Origin of the sequence: Metasolibacillus sp. FSL H7-0170 (assembly GCF_038593115.1) — a bacterium.
GTDB classification, from domain to species: domain Bacteria; phylum Bacillota; class Bacilli; order Bacillales_A; family Planococcaceae; genus Metasolibacillus; species Metasolibacillus fluoroglycofenilyticus.
In genome coordinates this window covers 53,875-76,033 of sequence record NZ_CP151964.1, presented here as the reverse complement: position 1 = coordinate 76,033, position 22,159 = coordinate 53,875, and the positions used below count along the sequence as shown (strand labels likewise).

Annotated in this window: 21 protein-coding genes and 1 other annotated feature; of the genes, 1 reads left to right on the top strand and 20 read right to left on the bottom strand. The window is 38.7% G+C overall.

Annotation, left to right across the window (positions count from 1 at the left end):
- Window positions 1–228 precede the first annotated feature (228 nt).
- Complete coding sequence (locus tag MHH70_RS00325) at window positions 229–621, top strand: sigma-w pathway protein ysdB (RefSeq protein ID WP_342472213.1); 393 nt, start codon at window positions 229–231, stop codon at window positions 619–621.
- 346 nt (window positions 622–967) lie between these two features.
- Here MHH70_RS00325 and MHH70_RS00320 read toward each other — a convergent pair whose 3' ends face one another.
- The 20 genes from MHH70_RS00320 to mutM all read right to left on the bottom strand — a co-directional run bounded on the left by MHH70_RS00320 (window position 968) and on the right by mutM (window position 22,150).
- A complete protein-coding gene (locus MHH70_RS00320) occupies window positions 968–1,237 on the bottom strand; it encodes a DUF1294 domain-containing protein (RefSeq protein WP_066162164.1) in 270 nt (89 codons plus the stop codon).
- A gap of 64 nt (window positions 1,238–1,301) precedes the next feature.
- The gene (rplT, locus tag MHH70_RS00315) at window positions 1,302–1,661 is read right to left on the bottom strand and encodes a 50S ribosomal protein L20 (protein WP_066162159.1); all 360 of its coding nucleotides are present in this window, start codon (window positions 1,659–1,661) and stop codon (window positions 1,302–1,304) included.
- A gap of 65 nt (window positions 1,662–1,726) precedes the next feature.
- Entirely contained in the window at window positions 1,727–1,927 is a 201-nt protein-coding gene (rpmI, locus tag MHH70_RS00310; protein ID WP_066162156.1) for a 50S ribosomal protein L35, read from the bottom strand.
- A 32-nt stretch (window positions 1,928–1,959) separates the two neighbouring features.
- Entirely contained in the window at window positions 1,960–2,466 is a 507-nt protein-coding gene (gene infC / locus MHH70_RS00305; RefSeq protein ID WP_042474768.1) for a translation initiation factor IF-3, read from the bottom strand.
- A 100-nt stretch (window positions 2,467–2,566) separates the two neighbouring features.
- Window positions 2,567–2,715: a sequence feature (ribosomal protein L20 leader region), on the bottom strand.
- A gap of 143 nt (window positions 2,716–2,858) precedes the next feature.
- Window positions 2,859–3,686 carry a sugar phosphate isomerase/epimerase gene (locus MHH70_RS00300; protein ID WP_342472212.1) on the bottom strand — a complete coding sequence of 276 codons (828 nt, stop codon included), beginning with the start codon at window positions 3,684–3,686 and terminating at the stop codon, window positions 2,859–2,861.
- Window positions 3,683–4,657: a DUF6005 family protein gene (locus MHH70_RS00295; RefSeq protein WP_342472211.1), complete on the bottom strand. Its 975-nt coding sequence runs from the start codon at window positions 4,655–4,657 to the stop codon at window positions 3,683–3,685. The genes MHH70_RS00300 and MHH70_RS00295 overlap by 4 nt, the downstream gene beginning before the upstream one ends.
- Window positions 4,658–4,670: 13 nt before the next feature.
- Window positions 4,671–4,928, bottom strand: a complete 258-nt coding sequence (gene asbD / locus MHH70_RS00290) for a petrobactin biosynthesis protein AsbD (protein WP_342472210.1) — start codon at window positions 4,926–4,928, stop codon at window positions 4,671–4,673.
- Window positions 4,925–6,157 carry an AMP-binding protein gene (locus tag MHH70_RS00285; RefSeq protein WP_342472209.1) on the bottom strand — a complete coding sequence of 411 codons (1,233 nt, stop codon included), beginning with the start codon at window positions 6,155–6,157 and terminating at the stop codon, window positions 4,925–4,927. Before MHH70_RS00285 ends, asbD begins: the two co-directional genes overlap by 4 nt.
- A 2-nt stretch (window positions 6,158–6,159) precedes the next feature.
- On the bottom strand, window positions 6,160–7,914 hold the full coding sequence (locus tag MHH70_RS00280; protein WP_342472208.1) for an IucA/IucC family protein: 1,755 nt from the start codon (window positions 7,912–7,914) through the stop codon (window positions 6,160–6,162).
- Complete coding sequence (locus tag MHH70_RS00275; protein WP_342472207.1) at window positions 7,886–9,709, bottom strand: IucA/IucC family protein; 1,824 nt, start codon at window positions 9,707–9,709, stop codon at window positions 7,886–7,888. The genes MHH70_RS00280 and MHH70_RS00275 overlap by 29 nt, the downstream gene beginning before the upstream one ends.
- A 191-nt stretch (window positions 9,710–9,900) precedes the next feature.
- Window positions 9,901–10,902 (bottom strand): GNAT family N-acetyltransferase, encoded by a 1,002-nt coding sequence (locus MHH70_RS00270; RefSeq protein ID WP_342472206.1) that lies wholly within the window; start codon window positions 10,900–10,902, stop codon window positions 9,901–9,903.
- 683 nt (window positions 10,903–11,585) lie between these two features.
- Entirely contained in the window at window positions 11,586–13,517 is a 1,932-nt protein-coding gene (gene thrS, locus MHH70_RS00265; RefSeq protein ID WP_107942954.1) for a threonine--tRNA ligase, read from the bottom strand.
- A 313-nt stretch (window positions 13,518–13,830) separates the two neighbouring features.
- The gene (dnaI, locus tag MHH70_RS00260; RefSeq protein ID WP_107942955.1) at window positions 13,831–14,772 is read right to left on the bottom strand and encodes a primosomal protein DnaI; all 942 of its coding nucleotides are present in this window, start codon (window positions 14,770–14,772) and stop codon (window positions 13,831–13,833) included.
- Window positions 14,759–17,461 (bottom strand): DnaD domain protein, encoded by a 2,703-nt coding sequence (locus tag MHH70_RS00255; RefSeq protein ID WP_342472205.1) that lies wholly within the window; start codon window positions 17,459–17,461, stop codon window positions 14,759–14,761. Before MHH70_RS00255 ends, dnaI begins: the two co-directional genes overlap by 14 nt.
- Window positions 17,462–17,487: 26 nt before the next feature.
- Entirely contained in the window at window positions 17,488–17,949 is a 462-nt protein-coding gene (nrdR, locus tag MHH70_RS00250; RefSeq protein WP_066162127.1) for a transcriptional regulator NrdR, read from the bottom strand.
- Between the two features lie 290 nt (window positions 17,950–18,239).
- Window positions 18,240–18,602, bottom strand: a complete 363-nt coding sequence (speD, locus tag MHH70_RS00245; RefSeq protein ID WP_066162125.1) for an adenosylmethionine decarboxylase — start codon at window positions 18,600–18,602, stop codon at window positions 18,240–18,242.
- Window positions 18,603–18,985: 383 nt separating this feature from the next.
- Window positions 18,986–20,005 carry a glyceraldehyde-3-phosphate dehydrogenase gene (locus MHH70_RS00240; protein ID WP_342472204.1) on the bottom strand — a complete coding sequence of 340 codons (1,020 nt, stop codon included), beginning with the start codon at window positions 20,003–20,005 and terminating at the stop codon, window positions 18,986–18,988.
- 495 nt (window positions 20,006–20,500) lie between these two features.
- The gene (coaE, locus tag MHH70_RS00235; RefSeq protein WP_107942958.1) at window positions 20,501–21,094 is read right to left on the bottom strand and encodes a dephospho-CoA kinase; all 594 of its coding nucleotides are present in this window, start codon (window positions 21,092–21,094) and stop codon (window positions 20,501–20,503) included.
- Window positions 21,091–21,261 carry a hypothetical protein gene (locus MHH70_RS00230; protein ID WP_342473238.1) on the bottom strand — a complete coding sequence of 57 codons (171 nt, stop codon included), beginning with the start codon at window positions 21,259–21,261 and terminating at the stop codon, window positions 21,091–21,093. The genes coaE and MHH70_RS00230 overlap by 4 nt, the downstream gene beginning before the upstream one ends.
- Before the next feature lie 16 nt (window positions 21,262–21,277).
- Entirely contained in the window at window positions 21,278–22,150 is an 873-nt protein-coding gene (mutM, locus tag MHH70_RS00225) for a bifunctional DNA-formamidopyrimidine glycosylase/DNA-(apurinic or apyrimidinic site) lyase (RefSeq protein WP_066162114.1), read from the bottom strand.
- Window positions 22,151–22,159 lie beyond the last annotated feature (9 nt).

Here is a 22,159-nt window from a genome sequence, read left to right as displayed (position 1 = left end):
CGTTATCGCTGGAAACTAGGTTTTTAGACTGAATTCCTATGATTCAGCGTGCATCTCGTCCTCCACTGTATCAGGTCGAATGATTGTATTCGTCTCGCTACCTATAGAGGTCGGAGACTTTTAATAAGAGAAGTTAAAATATTTTTTAAAATTTTTTAGAAAAAATGAAACTTTTTACGCACTTCATACGTATAGGAGGAAATATGGACTAACAAGGGGGAACTCTTTATGGCTCTTCTACTTCGAGTGCTAATTTTAATTATTATTATTTACATATTTTACAAAGGGGTTCGATATCTTATTGATCCAAAGCGCAAGCTGGATGAGGCCTATGAAAATGGGCAATACTATTTTTATGATGATGTGAAAAATGTACGAAAAAATTTCTTTATTTCATATAAAGGAGCACTTTTTGAAGGCGAAAAATATTTAGGTACAACAGAGGATGCATTTGAAGTGATATCTATTTTTGTATTTGTACATGATACGATGAAACTACAGGGGCTAACGAAAAGCGATTTTTTATATTTAGAAAAGGAAATTAAAATGAGCTATCCGAAAGCAAAAATAAGCTGGAAAAATCCGATTGAAAAATTGATGAAAGAGGAAGAAAATATATAAAATTGATACACATCTTTCTAACTGTTGATAAAGTGAAACTTCAATCCGTGGACGCTTTTCTCCACGGATTGTTAGTTGAACCAATCGGGTTTTGCGGGCAGTTCATGCGGGATAAATGCCAAAATGGAGTTGTCTAAAAAAGATGATTTTATATAGAAATCGCATTGAAAGGGAGATTTTTTGCTTCTTCTCTTTCATTTTGGAAAACACTGCCAAACCCTGTGTGTCTAGCATTTTCAAAGAAAACTCTCTCTATTTTATAGGAGCAAACATTTTGCCAAAACACCATCATCAGCGTCCAAAATGCCGGCTATGCACGGCTTTTTGGACGCCCCCTTTCCAGTCTTTATTTAAACAATGTAACAAGTAAATAAATTTGAATTGCGGCAAGCAATGGGAAGCCGAATGCAAATAAATTATGGCGTGTTTTATGACGAAATAAATACATACCTAACACGCCGCCAATCGCTCCTCCGAAAAGCGCGATGGTAAACAATGTTTTTTCTGCAATGCGCCACTCTTTCCTTTTTGACCTTGCTTTATCGTTGTACATTAATATGCAAAGAATGAGAGACATAACTGCTATATAAGCTAGTACAGCTATTTCTAATTGCATGTTTTCATTCACCCCACAAGAAAAAAGCTGATGGATGTTCCATCAGCCTTTATTTTATCAATTTTTATTTAGCTTGTGCTGTTTTCGCAGCTTCAGCTAATTGAGCGAATGCTGCTGCGTCATTAACAGCTAAGTCAGCTAACATTTTACGGTTAACTTCGATACCTGCTACTTTTAAACCGTGCATTAAACGGCTGTAAGAAAGACCGTTGATGCGTGCTGCTGCATTAATACGAGTAATCCATAATTTACGGAAATCACGTTTCTTTTGACGACGGTCACGGTATGCATATTGACCTGATTTCATTACTGCTTGGTTAGCTACTTTATATAGAGTATGTTTTGAACCGTAGTAACCTTTAGCTAATTTTAATACTTTTTTGCGACGTGCGCGTGTTACTGTTCCGCCTTTTACGCGTGGCATAGTAATTACCTCCTGCTAATTCTTTCGAATAGATTGTTTTAGATTTGAACCTGTTTGTTCAAGTATTATTTCATGTAAGTTAATAATGTACGGATACGTTTGAAATCACCAGATGTAACAACTTTTGCTTTACGTAGATGACGTTTTTGCTTTGTTGATTTATTAGCAAATAAGTGGCTACCGTAAGCACGGTCAAATTTTAATTTTCCAGTACCCGTTTTTTTGAAACGCTTTGCAGCGCCACGGTGAGTTTTCATTTTTGGCATGTCAAATTTCCTCCTAAACTAATTACTAAATATTATTGTTTTTCGTTCTTTGGTTGAAGAACTAAAAACATGCTGCGGCCATCCATCTTCGGCTTTTGTTCAACCGTTGCAATTTCGGCACAAGCTTCAGCAAAGCGATCTAACACACGTTGTCCAATTTCTTTATGTGTAATCGCACGACCTTTAAAGCGAATGCTTGCTTTTACTTTATCTCCTTTTTCAAGGAATTTCATTGCTGCACGTAGCTTTGTTTGGTAATCATGCTCATCAATTGTTGGGCTCAGACGAACCTCTTTCATATTGATGACCTTTTGATTTTTACGAATTTCGCGATCTTTCTTTTGCTGTTCGAACTTAAATTTACCATAGTCCATGATACGTGCGACTGGCGGCTTGGCTTGAGGAGCCACAAGGACAAGATCCAAGTTTACACGAGCGGCAATTTCAAGCGCCTCATTGCGTGTTTTCACACCAAGTTGGTCACCGTTATGGTCGATAAGACGAAGTTCACGCGCGCGAATGCCTTCGTTTACATACATGTCTTTGCTAATAGTAATCCACCTCCAAGTAGTGTCGCGAACAAATACATGGTTTGAGCAAGTACTCTTACCCCGTTGAACGGTACATCTTTTACGTTTATCCACAAAAAAAGGACGGACATTGTAGAAGATGTCCGCCCGCTATATGTGCATACGTAAAAATACGTAAAACAATTCAACGTGTCAAACCTGTCAACTACTAAATGTGTCGAACATCAGGTGAGAAGCGGGCAGCCTCTACTTAAACCACAAACTTGTATTTATTAACCTTACTAATAATAGCATGGAGAAAAAATTGTGTCAACAGTTTTCTAAAATCAATTATGCCTCAACTAGCTCTCGTAGGGATTTTTTTAGCTCGCCGAAAGAAGTTAAACAATACACGCTTTGTTTTAAACGATATTTACTGGCCACATCGCCTTTTTTACCTTATCAGCCTCTTCTGCTAATACGGTCTTCACATTTAATCCAAACCATTCTAAGGATGCCTCTACCCCGTCAATCGAATGGATAGCCGTTAGGAATTCATTGTAATCAACTGCACCTTCAAACAACGGAACCATCCCTTCACGAGACCCTGCTGCGGCATAAACATTGCTTGGAGAGAAAACATCAAGCTGCGCACGAGAGGCAATATTTTTAAAATGATAGTGTGAGATAGAAGGACGAAGTTGTTCCATTGCAACAATAGGATTTATCCCCGATTCCCACACATGTAAAACATCAAAGTTTAGCCGTAGATTTTGGCGATTCGTTTCTTCCAATAATTGTATCGTTGAAGATAGATTATCCGCCAACGTGTTTGGATGCGTTTCAACAAGTAAATATTGTCCTTTTGATTCAAAATAATCACATAGTATTTTAAGTCTGGAAATAAGCTCCTTTCTTTCTTCTATACTTGTGTCTGCACTACCATTTTTCCCTACAAATGTGCGAATTTTATTCGTTCCCCAGTGCTCTGCAAGTGAAGAAAGCCTCTCTGTTTCAGCCATCATCTTAGAAACAGGCGCTTCCAACGGTAAATAATCACTAAGCATGCTCGTTTCTAAACTATAGGAGTTTAGCCAATCTGCACCATAACGTGGTTCATCTGCTAAGTTCTTTGCATGAATACCCCACAGTTCAATTCCTTGAAAGCCTTGTTTTTTTGCAAAATGAGCTAATTGATCAATGGAGTAAAGATGGTGTCGAAACGAGATTGTACAGATAGACAGTTTCATAACATAACCTCTTTCTTATGCTGTAATGTTGACCATGCTTGGAAGCATTCTTGTAATCCTTGCTTAATCCTGAATTCAAGAAGGTTTTGTTGTTCCAATTTCGCAAAAATATCTTTAGCTAATGACGAATTTTGCGTAATAGCAAGCTTCATTGCTCGATACTGAATCGTTGTATAACCATTCACTAAACATTCTATTTCATTACACCACATTTCAAAGCCTTGCTCATCATAACCAAGAGCTTCCCAAAAAAATGCAAAGGCATGCTCATAGGCATACTTTCTAATCGCCAAAACAGGCAATTGCTTTAATGCAGCTGGCAGTTGGGGTATATTTTTCTGTTCTATTCCCTCCGTATACATTTTAATAATCTTGCTAACCGCCTCTGTCATTGGGTTACTATGAAGCTTCATACAAGTATTAAAATAGGCTTCAACTGTCTCTATAGTTGGCGCAATAATCGTTTCAGCGTCAAAATAATAGCCTCCCCCAACAGTGGGCTCTTGGATTGCAGCTAAAATTCTGTCCTTTGGTAAAATCCCTTCCCAACGAAAATCTGGGTCATACATAAACCATTCTGCTTCATTTTCTGTCGGTTCTAGCATCACATAATGCGGAAACGGTCGTTGATGAAATTTATTCTCTCGCTCTGGCAACATGGATAAATCTAGCATGACCATCACATGTTGATGTGGTAATTTATGTTCTAATAACTCTAACAACCTATCGATGTTTTGTTGCTTTGATTGTTCTTCGTCATACCATTTATGAAGCCTGATTCCATAAAGCATTTCATACCATGTTTGGAAAAAGTGATGATCAATTCGGTCAGAATGATAGACTAGCACTCCATTTTCAAGTACATCAAAATCTGCGTCCCACACCCCAAAATAGTATGGTCTATGATCAACATCTTGCGTTTTTTTTATGACTTCACAAACACAACTTACAAAACAATGAACTTTTATCATGTTGTTTCTCCGCCTATTCTGCTTGTTGCAATTTTTCTAAAAAGCTTACTAGTGTACCTACTGTTTGGAAATCCTTTGGGACAAGCATCTCATCGGGAATAGAAATCCCGATATCTAGCTCTATATGTAGAATCAATTGAAGAACCATAATCGAATCCATATATAAATCCTCATTTAACCGCGCATCCTCATGAAAAGAAGATAATGTCTGCATCGCCAATGAATTTTCCATAATAGTATAGATGCTCTTGATTAATTGTTGTCTTGTCATACGAGTATGCCTCCAAGTTTCTTTCTACTTACTTTGCCATTAGGTAGCTTTTCAATTTCATTGACAAAGACAAACTCCATTGGAATTTGATGTGGCGCAAGAAATTTCTGACACCACTCCCTAAGCTCCATTTCCTCAATCGGCTCAATGGCTACATATTGTACACATACTCGCTCGCCTGATAGATTGTTTTGTTTCTTATATACAACGGCTTCAATAATTTTCGGATAATCCATTAACACGTTTTCAACCTCTTGCGGATAGACATTTAAGCCAGCTACATTAATCGTGTCATCCATTCTTGCAAGAAAAGAAAGCACATTATTTTCGATATAGCCTAAATCCTTTGTGTAAATTATTTGCGTAGGTGATTCAATAATAATTTCACTTGGTGATTGCTTGCTCCCCGCTGTCACCTTCAAGTGAGGCAGAGGATAGCCCATTTCCTTCGAATCTTCCACATTAGGATGAATCGCAACACAGCCTGCTTCAGAGCATCCGTACTGCTGTAATACTTGATGGGACTTCTCTCTCAATGATGTCAACCAGCTTTGCGGCATGACAGCTCCTGACGTCATCACATAATCAAATTGTTGATTAACAGGTAATAATCGACTCAATGTATAGAGTAATGCTGGCGCTGCATACAGCATATGTTTAGGGTGTTCTTTCAACTTTTTCAACATATATTTAGGATTGCTATTAGTAATAATCACGGGCATTGCGCCTCTTCTTATGCACGCCAAAACGCCACAAATGAAGCCATAAGAATGCGTAATTGGACAAGCAACAATAGAATTTGTCATAGCATCTACAGGCAACATTTCCACATAGCTTTCAACCTCTTCCACTACTGAACCCCATGTTCTTTCAATACACTTCGGTGCGCCTGTTGTACCTGAGCTCATTTGAACTAATACACCTTCTTGATTATTGACATGATTGGATAATTCAATGACAGAATGGATTGATCGGAATAATAAAAGATGGCTCCCTGCCGTGGAAGCGAGCCGTATAGCTCCTTCCTTTGGTGTTCCTACATGAATTGGGACAAGTGAGCCGCCTTTTTCGTGAATATATAAACAAAGCGTTAAATATTGAAAAGTATCATCTGTACAAATAGCTAATCGGCGATTATGACATTCCTTTAAATGTGGTAAGCTCTCATATACCTCATATTGCCTCTCAATATCTTCCGCTGTATAAAATTGATCATTGATATAAAACATCTTTATTCCCCCCTTTTATCCGTTTGCGCAAATGCATTATTAACCATATGTCGAAAGCTGCCCTCTTCTTGATTTTGAAGTTTCTTTGTCAATAAAGATTCAACATAGATCGATGCGCTAGTATGCTGTAATTGTTCATTCCTTGAAGTTAGTGATGGAAAACGCTCCAAGTGCCTCTGTATCCCCTCCTGAACTTGATACCAGAAATGCATTTCTTTCAATCCATACTGTTCTTCTAATAAATAAGATAGCTCACTTAAATGAAAGACGAATAGCGTATCCATTATTAACTCTCGCAATGCCTCTACTGAAGACATCCAATAATAATCATCGGCGGATGCATCTTTAAAACGTTCATGAATTATTGCAAAGTCTGGTACAAGGCTTTTGTCGACAATAAATTGTTCATGATATTCAATACTGTCATGAAAATCTCTTAATACAACCCGAGTTGGCCAGCCATTTTGGTGTAATAAAATCATATTTTGCGCATGAGCCTCAACAGCAATACCATGGGCAACAAGTAAGTGCCATACAGGAATAACACTCACTTCAATCAAGCGCTCTACCCACTGCTCTGTTCCGTATCGGACAAGCCAATCTTCTATAAATGGACGTCCATCTTTCTCCATCATCATGAGCACGGTAAATGGTACAGCTTCCTCTCCATCCTCCATATACAAACGCACACTTTCCCGCCATATGGAGCCAAGCTGCCCTTCTAGTTTGCTGCTATGCTTTTTGGCATCTGGTTCAAAAATAACGCCTGCATATTCTTCCAGTACAATAAGAGAGGACTCCTCATGCAAATAAGCATCCGATTGAATGACCTGTTTCAGCCATGCTGAAATATGTGGAGCAGCACAAACTGCATGTGCATGCAGTCTTCTCAACGAGGAGGTATTGACCATATTCATCGAACATTTTAATTGTGCCTTTTTAGGATTCGAACAATTCCATAATGTTCTTACTGATTGGGTTGCGCGGTAGTCATCACCCTTTATATTCAATGGAAGGCAATCTTTTTGCTCGATTAATCCAACCATCTCCTGCTGCAAGTGATGCCACTGCCAAGGGTGAATTGGTAAAAAGGTATATTCCTCATATGCTCCACCTGACAATTGAAGCTTTGTAAGGAGGTCATTCCACAACACATGACCTAACTCCCTCTGCCAAAATTGCGCCTCCTCTTCAAGTACTGTCATTCGTGTATAGCGCCTTCTCAACGCGACCCACTGCAAGGAAAATGTCCGCTTTGCCTCAGGACCATAATTTTGATGATCATCCAATGTAAAACCCGTTCTTGACTTAAAACATGGATGATATGGATGTCCTTCCATAATTTCTGATTCTAACTCTTCATAGCTCGAATTCCTTCTCGACATGGGCATTTGCAGATGATAGTCATTCCATTCACAAAACTTGATTGTTAAATGAAGCTCATTCAATAATCGAATTTTATCTTTTGGCGTCAACAATAGCTCATCTACTAAATCCTCAAGCGTCGCCTCTCGTGCCAGACCATCCTTGCTTATTCGCAAAAGCTGATTCCCCGTTATTCGGAGACGATTAAATGCGGTCCTTCTGCCCTCACAATGATAGGTACACTTCTGCCCTATTAGGGTAAGAGCTAAAATTTCTTGATTGAGACGAGTTTCTTCACATTTCATCAGTCCCTCAAAAATCATCGCCTCCATAAGCTGCCTTCTGACACGTAACTCTCCTTGCTTAAAAGCTAAAGGCTGTAGCTGTTGCATATTCTGCCTCCTGATTCTGAAGAATAAATGGATTTGGAATTTTTGTGTAGACTGCTTGTTCAAGTTCAGCTTCTAATTCATCTACATCATGGAATCTTGTTAATAAATTTGCTTTGAATGCAAGCTTTTCTTGCTTCAGAATATTTTCAACAAATGCCTTCCCAAGACCTGTAAACTCTTCTTTTAATACGTGTAGTCGATTAATAGACCACTGTAACAAAATTTTTTCATCAATAAGCTGATCTGCTCCAAAGCGGGAAATCACAGGAAACAACTGGTTCATAAACAAGTAATAGGTGAATCTATCCTGAATAAGTGCATCTTCATAAAACAGTTCCTCTGTTTCATGCAAAGAAGACTCTATTGTAAGTAATTCTTTTTCGTATTTTTTTGATAAGTAATAGCCTTGATTATCACGATAATAATAAGTAGTGGGGTAACCTGAAGCAACGTTCAATATACTATTTTGCTGATGCGCTTCGAGAGCTATTCCGTATTCATCATATAGATTTAGTAAGGATTCGATGGCACAATCCCAATAAGCTTTAAACCAATCTAGACTTACGCTTTCTAATGAACGGAATTCTGTTTGAGAGATTTTCATAATAAGCTGATATAACCTCGATTTTTCTTTTGGTAAAGGCTCTTGTACAAGAGTAGCAATCATACAAATTCCCTCATCACGACCTTTAGGAAATAGGTTTGAACGGAAAATAATTTCAAAACCTGATTCTGTCTGATCGGGAAATTCTACGGTTATATAGGCTGGATCATCAATCATTCGAAAAGATGTATGCTTTTGTAAGAAGTCAATTTTATTCATTAAGCGAGCCATGACGATGCCAGCCTTTAACTCATGGGTTCGATTTACTCTCAACGAATTTGTTATTTTAACAGGAATTGAAAATTTGTACATCATCTCTTCATTCAAGCTATATACGGTTCTTATCGAAGAAGTTGCTGTGTAAAACGCCCCGAGTGCGCCTTCATACTTTAGCAACCCTTCCGCAAGCGCTTGTTTTACATAAGGTTGCTGTAAAAGCCATTGTGCCTGAAGTGGGTGCATTGGGATAAGACAGTGCTTCTTTGACATTACAAAATCAGGCTGTGATTTTACTATAGATTGGATAATGAGCTCACTTGCACTCTTTTCTAATACAGAGAGCTCTCTCACTATTTTGCGGTCAACCTGAAAATAATGAAGTTGAAAAGAACCTTGTAACTCTGGAGCAAAATCGATTTGTTGCCAATTCGCCATCCCTTGTCTGCTTTTAGGAGTTGGATGGAGCCAATGCCCAAATATGAGAGACTGCTCAGTTTCAATAAATGTATTGTTAACTTCAGAGGGCTTTTTATTTTCCAAGCTCTTTTCAATATAATTTGCCATCGTTTGATAGCTTTCAATTATGCGCAAAATAAGTTCATCGAAATGGGAATAAAGTTCAGTACAGCCATTCTCTTTAGACATTAAACGTAGCTCTTGAATAAGCGCAATCACTATTGTCAATTTATCTTCTACAAGCCATTGTTTTTGTTTCGCACAGTATTTCAGCGACACACCAAATCTATGTCTTCCAACAAGAGATTTGTATTCCACACTAAATGCAAAGCAAATATTTTGCAGCGGTAGCTCAAGCTCTAATATATGTATCTCTGGAATTGAGATAGATAATCGCTGCACTTCTAACCACTCATCCTTTTTAACCCAATGCCCGCTACTCACTTCTCGTATATAACAATTTATAAACGCTTGAAACGTTGCATCTTCTGCAACTTGTTTGGCAATCTGCTGCATGTAATTTATCATCCCTTCACAGACTCTCATCTAATGATAACGATTATCATTATCATTAATAATTACATATTACAACAATTAAAGTAGAGGGTCAAACAATAATTGGTTTAATTAACAAAAAAAGAAACCGACATCAATATGTTAGTTTCTTTTTACATTTTTTTATATTAGCTTATGCGACAGTAACAACATTACAGCATTTTCATACTCAAATTGTCAAAGTTTGCCCACGCAATATTGTAATCTATATACCGAACCATGCGATAAGCTATTGGCTTGAATCCACATTTAGGCCAAAATGTTGAAGAAGCTAGGTTGGTAATTCGCCAATCTGTTACAATCGTTTCATAGCCTTTTTCCTGTATTATTTTATAGCTCTCATTCATCAATTTTTTGCCAACACCTTTCCCCATTTGCACATCATAGGTTCCAGCAACGCTCAATTCTATGCTGCTATCAGGTGTCATCAAATTGGAGCTAGTAGGGAAATACACTTGAAAGGCTAGTTCCTTCCTATCTTCTACAGCCAAAAGACAGATGACGTCCTCTTCTTCCAATATGCTACTATAGCCGCTTTTTATATCTACGACAGCTTCAGGTACAACTGGCTCAAACGTAGGAGCAGCATTTTGATACGCTTGAATAATGCTAGACATTTTGCCCATCGCCTCGCTATCCATTTTAGTTGCTAAGCGCACTTCTGCATCTGCCACATTTTCAAAAGGTCGATAATCTTCTAGGCACATTACCGCATGCACTTGCTGGACAAAAAAACTTAATCGCTGGTAAGCATCGTAGTATACTTGATTGCCAAGAGGTATGATTGTGTAGTGCATAAAACACCCTTGCTTTACCCATGCCTCCGAAGCTTTTGCATAGAGATTTCTTAGAAGCTCAGGCGATTGATCTGCTCGGATGGCTACTCCCTCATAGTGGACCCACACATGTCTGCCTCTAGTCGTATCATGCTTTATCTCACCGATTAAATAGCCTACTAGTTCATTATTTGTAAATGCGCCATAACCTCTCATTTTATGATGAGTAAACCATTTCCCAAGTAAATTGACTATATATTGCATGTCTAAACAGCTATTTTTTAAAAACGGAAATATTTCGCTTTCAACGTTTTGCCTTTCGATAAGTAGCTTTGACATTGTAGGTATATCCTTAGCTGTAATTTGTTTAAACTCCATATTTATCCCCCTTCAATAACCTTACTTTGATAAGGTGTTCAATTCATTAAATGAACTCAAAATACAACAACATTAAAAAGCTGAGGAGAATGAAGAAAAATAGGACAATGAGAGGAAATTTCTCTTTCCTCTCCTTAATTGGATTCATTTTGAGTAATAACATTATACAAAGAGCAAGACTAATACCCAACAGAATAATAGGAAGTATCGTTAGCAAGACTATTCCCCTTTCTTAATGAGATTTAACATTGTAAACCTACTGCAATAATAGCCGCTAGCCCAACAGGTAGTACAATAAAGGCTGCAATAGTAATAAAAATAAAGCTGTTGCTGCACCAATTTGAATATAGTTTATTATCTTAACAGTTTCACAACTACCATCATAAGTATAGAACCTAAATAAAGTTTGCTCAAAATTACTTTTATCCTCACAAGATGTCAATGTATCTACTGAATTCATTAATTCAAAGTCCTTTATAGTAGCCGCAAATTCCTAAATACTTTATTCTATAGCAAAAGAAGAAAGCCCTTTATTTTCAAGGGGAACAAAGCCAAGTTATGATTTTTTTGTCATGTTCCTTCTTTTCTCGACAACTTTTATATGCTATATAAAAAAAGCCGATTGATACCAATAATCTTGGTATCAATCAGCCTTTCCAGTATCTTATAATTCAAAGTTTATGTTATTTCTTCACTTCATCCTTCAAGCCATTCAAGAATTCTTCAAACGAAACTGTTTCCGAATCCTTTGAGCCGTAGCGACGAATGTTAACGCCACCTGCTTCAACTTCCTTGTCGCCAATTACGAGCATGTACGGAATCTTTTTCATTTGGGCCTCGCGAATTTTATAGCCTAGCTTTTCTTCGCGGTCATCCATTTCTACGCGGAAGCCAGCCGCTGTTAATTGCTCTTCGATTTGCTTCGCATAATCGAAATGCGCCGCGTTTGATACAGGGATGATTTCTACTTGTACTGGCGCTAACCAAGTTGGGAATGCCCCTTTGTATTCCTCGATTAAGAATGCTACAAAGCGCTCCATTGTTGATACTACACCACGGTGGATAACAACTGGTCGCTGTGGCTGACCATCTTCACCAATATAAGTAAGGTCAAAGCGCTGTGGTAATAAGAAATCTAGCTGAGCTGTTGATAGCGTTTCTTCTTTCCCAATCGCTGTTTTCACTTGAACATCTAGTTTAGGACCGTAGAACGCTGCTTCATCATCTGCCTCGAAGTAATCTAAGCCTAACTCATCCATTGTTTCTTTCAGCATCGCTTGTGCAGTTTCCCACATTTCATCATCATCGAAATATTTCTCTTTATTATTCGGGTCACGATATGATAGGCGGAATGAATAATCATTAATATCGAAATCTTTATAAACTTCTAAAATTAATTCCACCACTTTTTTGAATTCTGCTTTAATTTGGTCTGGGCGGACGAAAATATGGGCATCGTTTAAAGTCATCCCGCGTACACGTTGTAAGCCAGACACTGCCCCACTCATTTCATAGCGGTGCATTGTACCAAGCTCCGCAATACGGATTGGTAAATGGCGGTATGAGTGCAAACCATTTTTAAATACCATCATATGATGCGGGCAGTTCATTGGACGTAAAACCAATGTTTCATTATCCATTTCCATCGGCGGGAACATGCCATCTTGATAGTGACCCCAGTGACCAGAAGTTTCATATAACTTTTTCGAGCCAAGCACTGGCGTATACACATGCTTATAGCCTAATGCAATTTCTTTATCAACGATATAACGCTCAATTGTACGGCGAATTGTTGCACCGTTTGGTAACCATAATGGCAAGCCTTGCCCTACAGTTTGAGATGTCATAAATAAATCTAATTCTTTTCCGATTTTACGGTGGTCACGCTCTTTTGCCTCTTCAAGCATTTGGATATGATGCTTTAACTCGTCCTTTGTAAAGAAAGCTGTACCGTAAATACGCTGTAGCATTTTATTGTCTGAGTTACCGCGCCAGTAAGCACCAGCAAGTGACAATAGCTTGAATTCTTTCAATTTACCTGTTGAGGGTACATGAATACCACGACATAAATCAAAGAAATCGCCTTGATAATAAATTGATACTTGTTCATTAGCTGGAATAGCTTCAAGTAGCTCTAGCTTATATTCGTCGCCAACTTCCTCGTATATTTTTTGCGCTTCGTCACGCGATACATTTTTGCGCTCAATTTCGATATTTTCAGCAATAATTTTTTTCATTTCTTTTTCAATTGCAGGTAAATCTTCCGCAGTAATCGGCGTTGGTGCATCAATATCGTAATAGAAGCCTGATTCGATTACAGGACCAATGCCTAGCTTCGCATCTGGGAATAGACGCTTTACCGCTTGTGCAGTTAAGTGTGCTGTAGAATGACGTAAAATTTCTAACGCCTCTGGTGAATCTGGTGTAATAATTTCGATTGCTGCATCCGCTTCAATCGGTGTTTTTAAGTCGATTAATTGACCGTCAATTTTACCAGCTAACGCTTTTTTGCGAAGCCCCGGACTAATTGATTGGGCAATCTCTTCTGTCGATGTACCTACTGCAAACTCCTTGACAGCGCCATCTGGGAAAGTTAATTTCATCATTTCTGACATCGTGATGTCCTCCTTTAGTTTTTTGAGCACAAAAAAGCGCCATCCCAATAAAGGGACGACGCGTATGCTCGTGGTTCCACCCTTCTTCCTTCCAAGAATATTCTCGAACGAAGCTCTAGGTCAGTTAACGTACTGATCAACGTTGACGGATTATCCCCGCCACTGCTCCAAGGTAGTAAAGTATGTGCCGTTCTTAGGAAGCTTCCAGCCAAGGCCTCCCTCTCTATAAGTCGCTACACAAACCTCGTATCCTTTTCACTGCTTTACATTATTATGAGCAAAGTATACGCTGAATCGACAGAAAATGCAACTGCTAACGGCGTAAATTTTCTCCTTCTACTTTCATGGACATTGTTGTCGCTTTAATGCGCTCCATTATGCGGCGAGCCTTTACTTCCTCAATTTCTCCGCGCTGGGAACGAGCTAAATGATGCTCCAATTCCTCATAATTAAAATTCGAGGAAATAAACGTCGGTAGCTGCTCGCTCATGCGATAATGCAAAATCGTCCCTAAAATTTCATCGCGTGCCCATTGTGAAATTGCCTCCGCCCCTAAATCATCCAGCATTAAAACAGGTGCTTTTTTGACAAAATCGACCTTGCTTTCTAGTGTATGGTCAGCCATTGCTGCCTTAAGCTCACGCAAAAATTCTGGTACATAGACGATAACTGACTTCACTTTGACCTTCGCTAACTCATTGGCAGTTGCACCTAAAATAAACGATTTGCCAACGCCGAATTCTCCGTATAAATATAAACCTTTATGCGGCAGCTCGCCCGTTTCTCGATATTCCTGAATAAACGCCATAATTTGCTGAGCAATATCAAGGCGCGACCTGTTGCCAGCGATTGTAATATCTTCGAATGTCGCCTGTAACACCTCTTTTGGCATATGCATGGACGATACCATTGAGGCAATTTCTCGACGCTCATCCTCAATAATTTTTTGCTCACAGCGCTCATACGTAATATCGATGCGTCCATTCGTTATTAGCAGCTTTGGAATAAATCCCTGTAAATAGTTAGTACATTGCGCTGTCGTACCACATTTACAGCAATCCGTTGATTGGCTAATATATTCATTAAGCTTTAGCAAGCTGTGCTCAATCATTTGCTCATTGATTTGCTCTTCATTTTGCTTCATAAATTGCTGGATTTTCTCATGCTGCAAAATTGACTTGCGCATCGCCTCATAGCGCTCTTGAAAAGATGGGACGTTGACAACACGCTTTAATGATTCCTTAATCGGTTCTATCGCTCTTCACCTTCCCATCATAATTGCGAAATTGCTGCAATAGTTTGTTGTATTCTGCATCTATATCTACTACCTCTGCTGGTGCTTCCTTGACAAGCTCCTCCTTTGGTTTGTTAAACCATTCAGGAACAACCTCGACTTTCTTTCCTTTGCTTGCTAGTGCCTTTTGTTCAGCACCCTTCACATAGCTTCGTGCTTGCTCAACTGTTTGGATTTGCTGTCTGCGCCATGAATCCGCCACACTGTTAATATATTTCTCTGGTAATGCACCATCTGTTTTAGCCAATACATATTCCAATAAGAAGTTTACAACAGCAGGTATCATACCATACAATGTAATTAAATTTTCCGCCGCTTTGACGGTATATGGAAATGGCTCCTGTCCGTTGTTTAGCTGCTTAATAAACTCGTACGGCGTCTGTTTTTCATATTTTTCTTCTGCCACCTCAAAAACATAATTGGTTGGATAAAATTGCATTAAATTATCCTGTGTAATTGTTGCTGTGACTACTTTATGGTTTTGCTGTTGGAAATAGCCGAGAGCATCTTTCGCTAGCACAATATTTTGCATCTGTGCGTTCGCCGCGAGTGCATCTACATATTTTTTATTAATGCGTCCTACTTGCGTAATAACATATTCAAACATCGCATTCACCACACCTACCGTCATGCCAGACAAAACATAATTTTCTGCCATTTCAACGACATAGGGGAGCGGCTCCTCACCGTTTTTCAATGCCTTTAAAAACTCATACGGTATCGTTTCATCATAGCGTGGCAGCCAGCTCGTTAAATCTTGCTGCTTTGCTTTAAAGGCAAGTGGTGTATCCATCGTTACTTTATATTTCGTTACTGGTTGTTGCTCTTGCTCCACTAAGTGAATCGCATCTGCAGCACATTTTAATTGATGCGCCATCCAATTACTCGCAATCGCTTGAATATAGTTTTTCGTCAGCTTACCATTCGTCTCACGCATCGAATATTCCATTAAATAATTCACGACACCAATGGGCATTTTTTGCGTTAATACAAGCTGCTCAGCCAATTCCACAATAAAGCGAACAGGCTCCTTGCCATGATAAAGCTGCTTTAAAAATTCATATGGCGTTGTACGGTCATAGATAAGTGCCTGTGGAGAGGCTGCAAATTCACCTAGCGAATCTTGCCCAATTTGATAGACGGCTTTCCCGCGCTGTGCCAAAAATTGCTTTGCCTGCTCCGCCGTTTGAATATTTTGCTGCTGCATTTCAGCAGCAACTGATTCGACAAATTTTTCAGGCAACTTGCCATTTGCCTGCTTCCATACATGCTCTACAATTACATTCGTTACACCTTGTGCAATACCATAAACGGTCATTAAACTTTCGGCCGTTTTCAGCTGATTTTTAAATGGTTCCTTGCCCTTTGTTAATATTTTCAAAAATTCATATGGTGTTGAAAGTTCATAATCCTTCATCGCATCCGGAACTTCGGCAGAAGTAAGATGCGTTGTTTTTTGGATTGTCGGCACAACTTTCCCGCTACGCTTATCGTGCTCCTGCTTTGAAATTCGCATCGCATCCTCGGCATTTTTTGCCCCACTCCTCACCCAAGTGTCGATAATGCTTTGCATTAAATTAACATTATAATCTAATCGACCATCGGACATTGCGATATATTGAATTAATGTATTAATCACACCATAGGAAATACCTCTATTTAAAAAATCATTAAAAAGGCGAACCGTTACATCTGTAGGTGAAACACCGTGCAAGTCCTCGTAAACTTCAATAGGGGATGTCTTATTCAAATAATGAATATGCTCCTCCCTGCTATTCTTTTCCTCTTGAGGCTTCTGTTTGTCCGTAATTTCATAACGCTTTAGTAGCCTATAATCATTTTGATGATGGTCACTTAGCTGATAATGGTCTGCTGCCTTTTTTTCAATTGTGGCTGCCGTTAAAGTTTGTTCATCCGTTAAAGATTGCATAACGATGCTTTGCATGTCTAAAGGTGAAAACTTATAAAGGAATGCTACCTTAGCAATTGTTTGCTTAATTTCGATCGTAAACAGCCGATGCGGAATAAGCGCTTGACTAATGCCATCGAAAAATAATTTAAAATCAAACGAGTTATAGTCAAAAGTGTAGCCACTTGTCGATATTTGGCTCCTTTGCTCTGAATATAGCTGCTCAATATTTTGCAACTCTTTTTCTGTCACATTTAAAAATACATCATTAAAGCCGCGCGTTACCTCTGTATAGCCGTATAGCTTTTGCTCCTTTGGCACAAGGGTATCACGCAAATGCTCAAATGCTTTTTTGTCTATTTTCCTCATTAGGGAGATGGACAAAATAGGGTCAGCAAAAAAGGATTTTGCATTTAACGGCCTGTTTAAACGATAAATATAGTGCGCTTGGTCATCTTCTACTTTACAAAAGGTTTGAAGTAAACCAATCGCTTCTAGCGTAATCCTTGCTTGAAATAGGCGTTTAATCGAAAAATCTAAGCTATCAAGCAAGTAGTGATGATGAAAGGTTAGATGCTCATTCGATGCTTCCACGGATAATTTTAAATATAAAGCAATCGCCTCGACACCGATAATCGGCTGATAACAAGCAAGCAAAATCTTTTGATTCACGTCATTAAATTCGTGAGGGCATTGAACTTCACAAATATCATACGGATGTAATTGATTCATAAAGGTCATATTAACCCTCCTTACATAGCATTACTTCACTTTTCTTGGTTATTTTGCAGTTGCTTTAATTCTTGAATAAATGCATCAATATCGCAGAATCTGCGATAAACAGACGCAAAACGCACATATGCGACTTCATCAAGCTTCATTAAACGGTCCATAACCATTTCTCCTACATCCTCAGAACGAACTTCTGATGGACCTAGGCGACGCAAATCTTTTTCAATTGCAATGACAAGCTCCTCTAGTTCTTCCACTGATACAGGTCGCTTTTCACATGCTCGTATTAAGCCACGCAAAACTTTTTCACGGCTAAACTCCTCACGTGCCCCTTCTTTTTTCACGACAACGAGTGGTGTTTCCTCCATTTTTTCAAACGTTGTAAAACGAAACGAGCACTTTTCACATTCACGTCTTCTTCTTATTTCTTTATTATCATCTACAGGTCTTGAATCAACAACACGTGTATCTTTATATTGACAAGCTGGACATCTCATACAAATTTCTCCTGATTCATTCGATTTACTACTTATTTTATTATATCAAAAGTAGCACGTGCAAAATAGCGACACGATAGCTACTATATTATAACACACAAGAAAAAGGAAAGGGTTTTACTTTCCAAACAGCAAAGGTCTTAGTCTAAATATTCGTTAAAATAACTACCTTTCAGCAAGTGTAAAATTTTTGTGCAAAACAACGCGACACATTTCATAAAGCGCAAATAAGCTACTTGCTCAGTAAGCAAGTAGCCTATAGTTTGTCTCACAGTACGTTATGCATCTTTTCATGTACCAACAACAACAGGTCCCATACCTCGCGGCACGACGACTGCTTCACGCATTTTTGCGCCTAGTGCTTCCGCAATGTAATTTGCTGCTACTGTTGGATCTAAATCACCGCACGTATACACATCAATGCTAGCATAGCCATGCTCTGGAAAACTGTGTATCGTCAAATGTGATTCAGAAATAATTACTACTCCGCTTACTCCATGTGGTGCAAATTTATGAAAAGTTACTTCACGGACTTCTGCTCCTGATCGTAAAGCAGCATCGACAAAAGTTTGTTCAATAAATTGAACATTGTTTAACTTCTCTAAATCGCAATCCCAAAGTTCAGCAATAACATGACGCCCCATCGTTCTCATGGTTCGCTTCCCCCTTTGACATAATATTTGATAATGTGCAAAGTTGACTACCACGGGGGAAAGTTAGTCCAAAGAGGTCCTAACCCTTTAAGTAGTCATGTGTTACCAATAAATTACATCTCAACTAACTTTAGTCTAGATTTGCTCGAGCTGTCCTGTTATAACACGTGCTAGCTGTTCACTGCTTCGCATTATGCAGACCTCATTTTAAAATCTGTGACATCCATTGGTGACACGTTTATTATTCAGTATGCGTACCAAATGATAATCGTGCATACACATGTGTGATTATAAGATGTTTTCATTGTAGTTGCAAGTGTAAAAATAGGGACTACTAGAAAAGTCAAATTTATATCAGAATTTTCTGTAGTCCCTTTATTATATTATGCGTTGACAGTCGCTAATGCATTGGCAACTTTTTTTGTTAAATCTACGACGCGCGCTGAGTAACCCCACTCGTTATCGTACCAAGCAAGCACTTTCACTTTGCGGTCACCCATTACCATCGTCGTTAAACCATCTACCGTTGACGAATATGTTGTTGTATTGTAATCAGACGATACTAACGGCTCCATTGAAATATTTAAAATACCTTGCATAGAGCCCTCTGCTGCAGCTTTAAATGCCGCATTTACCTCTTCGACAGTTACGTCTTTTTGTAAATCCACAACTAAGTCTACTAAAGATACGTTCGGTGTTGGTACACGTAAAGCCATGCCGTGTAATTTCCCCTTTAATTCAGGTAATACAAGCGCTAGTGCCTTCGCAGCCCCTGTAGATGTTGGGATAATTGAAGAACCACAATTACGTGCGCGACGTAAATCCTTATGTGGATTGTCTAAGTTATTTTGATCATTTGTATAGGCATGCACTGTCGTCATTAAACCATTTTCAATGCCAAACGTATCATTTAATACTTTTGCTACTGGTGCTAGACAGTTTGTTGTACAAGAAGCATTTGAAATTACATCGTGCTTTTCAATGTCTAATAATTCGTCATTCACACCTAATACAACTGTAATGTCCTCATTTTTACCTGGCGCTGTTAAAATTACTTTTTTCGCACCTGCTTCTAAATGCATAGCCGCTTTATCGCGGTCATTAAATTTACCTGTCGCTTCAATGACGATATCTACCTCCATTGCTTTCCAAGGTAATAATTTCGGATCACGCTCTGAAACAATTGCGACACGTTTGCCATTAACAATTAATGCGTCTTCCGCTGTTTCAACAGTACCTTCGAATGGACCATGATTTGTGTCATACTTAATTAAATGAGCTAATGTTTCGGCTGGATAGCTAGCATTAATAGCAACTAAATTTAACTCCTCTTGCACGATAGCTTGACGGAATACCATGCGTCCGATACGACCAAATCCGTTAATTGCGATAGAAACTGACATATAAAAAAGCCTCCTGTAAATAGGTTATCATGTTATTTATTATTCTCGCTAATTAGTATAACACATTATTCGAAAAGGTGAACATATTTTATGTCGTTTTTAAAAGTCGTTATTTTCTGATAAATTATACAGCTAAAATAACGAGTAAAAATTCGAGTAAAACGCTTTCAAAGCAATATTTTCTCGTTTTTTCATTATATTTAGTATAACCTATTTCAAAAAATCTTTCGAAAAAATTTCACAAATTTATAAAGCTGAAAAAAATCCGTTAAGTAGCTCTTTTTTGCGATGCAATAAAGAATAAACTTTCACTCTGAAGAAAATCCGCTAGACTTAGTGTTCCTCCCGTTTTTTAAAACCTTCTTAATGAATAAATTCTGAGCGTCCAAAAAGCCGGCTATGCACGGCTTTTTGGACGCTTCCATTCATTGTTTTTATTGAAATGTATCGAATAAATACGTTCTTTCTCAGGCTAAAAAGACGCCCTTGCCTTCCTTATATAACTGTCCAATGCTGCAATATTTTCTTTAGCTGCTCAGCAGTGGATTGCTTTGTTGTATTATTGTAGATTACTGCATCTGCTCCTTGCTCTTTTACAGACATCGGCAATTGAGAAGCAATGCGTGCACGCGCCTCACTTTCAGATAGCTGGTTGCGTTCCATTAAGCGCTGAAGCTGAATTTCCTCTGTAACAGATACAACTAAAATTTTATCGACAAAATGCTGTAGCTTGCTTTCAAATAGCAATGGAATATCCATTACAACATGCTCTGCTCCACCAAGTAACAGCTCATCACGTTGACGTAGCATTTCCGCGCGAATCGCAGGATGAATAATATCATTTAGGACTTTGCGTTGTGCAGGCTCATGAAAAATAATGGAGCCTACCTTTTCACGATCCATCGTACCATCTTCCTTAATAACCTCCTGCCCAAAAGCAGCAGCAATTTGTTGCAATGTTTCAGAGTGTGGCTCTACTACCTGTCTTGCGACTAAATCAGCATCAACAATCGGCAGTTGATATTCTTTTAGCATTTGCGCAACCGTGCTTTTACCACTTGCAATGCTTCCTGTTAATCCTATAATCATACAAATTCCCCTTTGTTTCTTAGTATCCACTTCGGCACAATCTTTATGTAAACTAATTCTCCCACTAACTCTACAATCGTTTGCGTTACAATGAGTGCCCCTACTATAAGAGAAATAACATATATCCAAATTTGTTGATTTTCTAGCTTCTCTCTATAATGTCCCATCTTTCTCTCCCTTATGCTATGTTTGGCAGCTAGGACAATATGTCGATGTGCGTCCAGCAATGACAACTGATTTTGTTGCTGATTGACATAGTGGACATTGCTTATGACTATACATTTTCAGACGATTTTGCATCGAGCCTGCTCCACCGTTTACCGTTCGATAGTCTGAAATCGTCGAGCCCCCATTTTCAATGCTTTCTTTTAATACATGGACAATCGCATGAAATAGCTCAATTTTCTTTGCCTTTGAAATAGCCTTCACTTTTTTCGTTGGTCTTATTTTTGTTGCAAACAGTGCTTCTGTCGCATAAATATTGCCACAGCCAGAAATGACTTGGCCATCCATAATCACTTCCTTCACTGTTTTATTTTCATATTTCGCTTTCGCACACTGCATAAGGAAAAATTCACATGCTTCTTCATCAAATGGCTCAGGCGCCATCTTTGTTAATGGTGCGTGCTCATCAATTGTGCGTAAAAAACGCAGCTCTCCAAAGCGACGTATATCACTATAAATGAGCAGCTCACCACCCGCTAAAGTAAATGTTGCATGAATATGCTTGCGGAATTTTTCCTCTGCTATTTCTGCCACATTTTGCACGACAAACCATGCGCCCGTCATCCCTAAGTGGTTGACGAGCACAAATGGCTCCTGTTCCTTTTGTAGATGAATAAAAATATATTTTGCACGACGCTCAATCTTTGTAACAGCCATTTGCTGTACGCTCGCTTCAAAATGATGGAGCGCGCTGCCTTTAACAATTGTTTGTTTCCCAGCAGCGTGAGATGTATAAACCGTTTCCGATAAAGTAACAGATTGAATTGTTTTACCTTCTACTAACGGCTTTAAATCTTTAACAACTCCTTCGACCTCTGGTAACTCCGGCACAAAAATCAC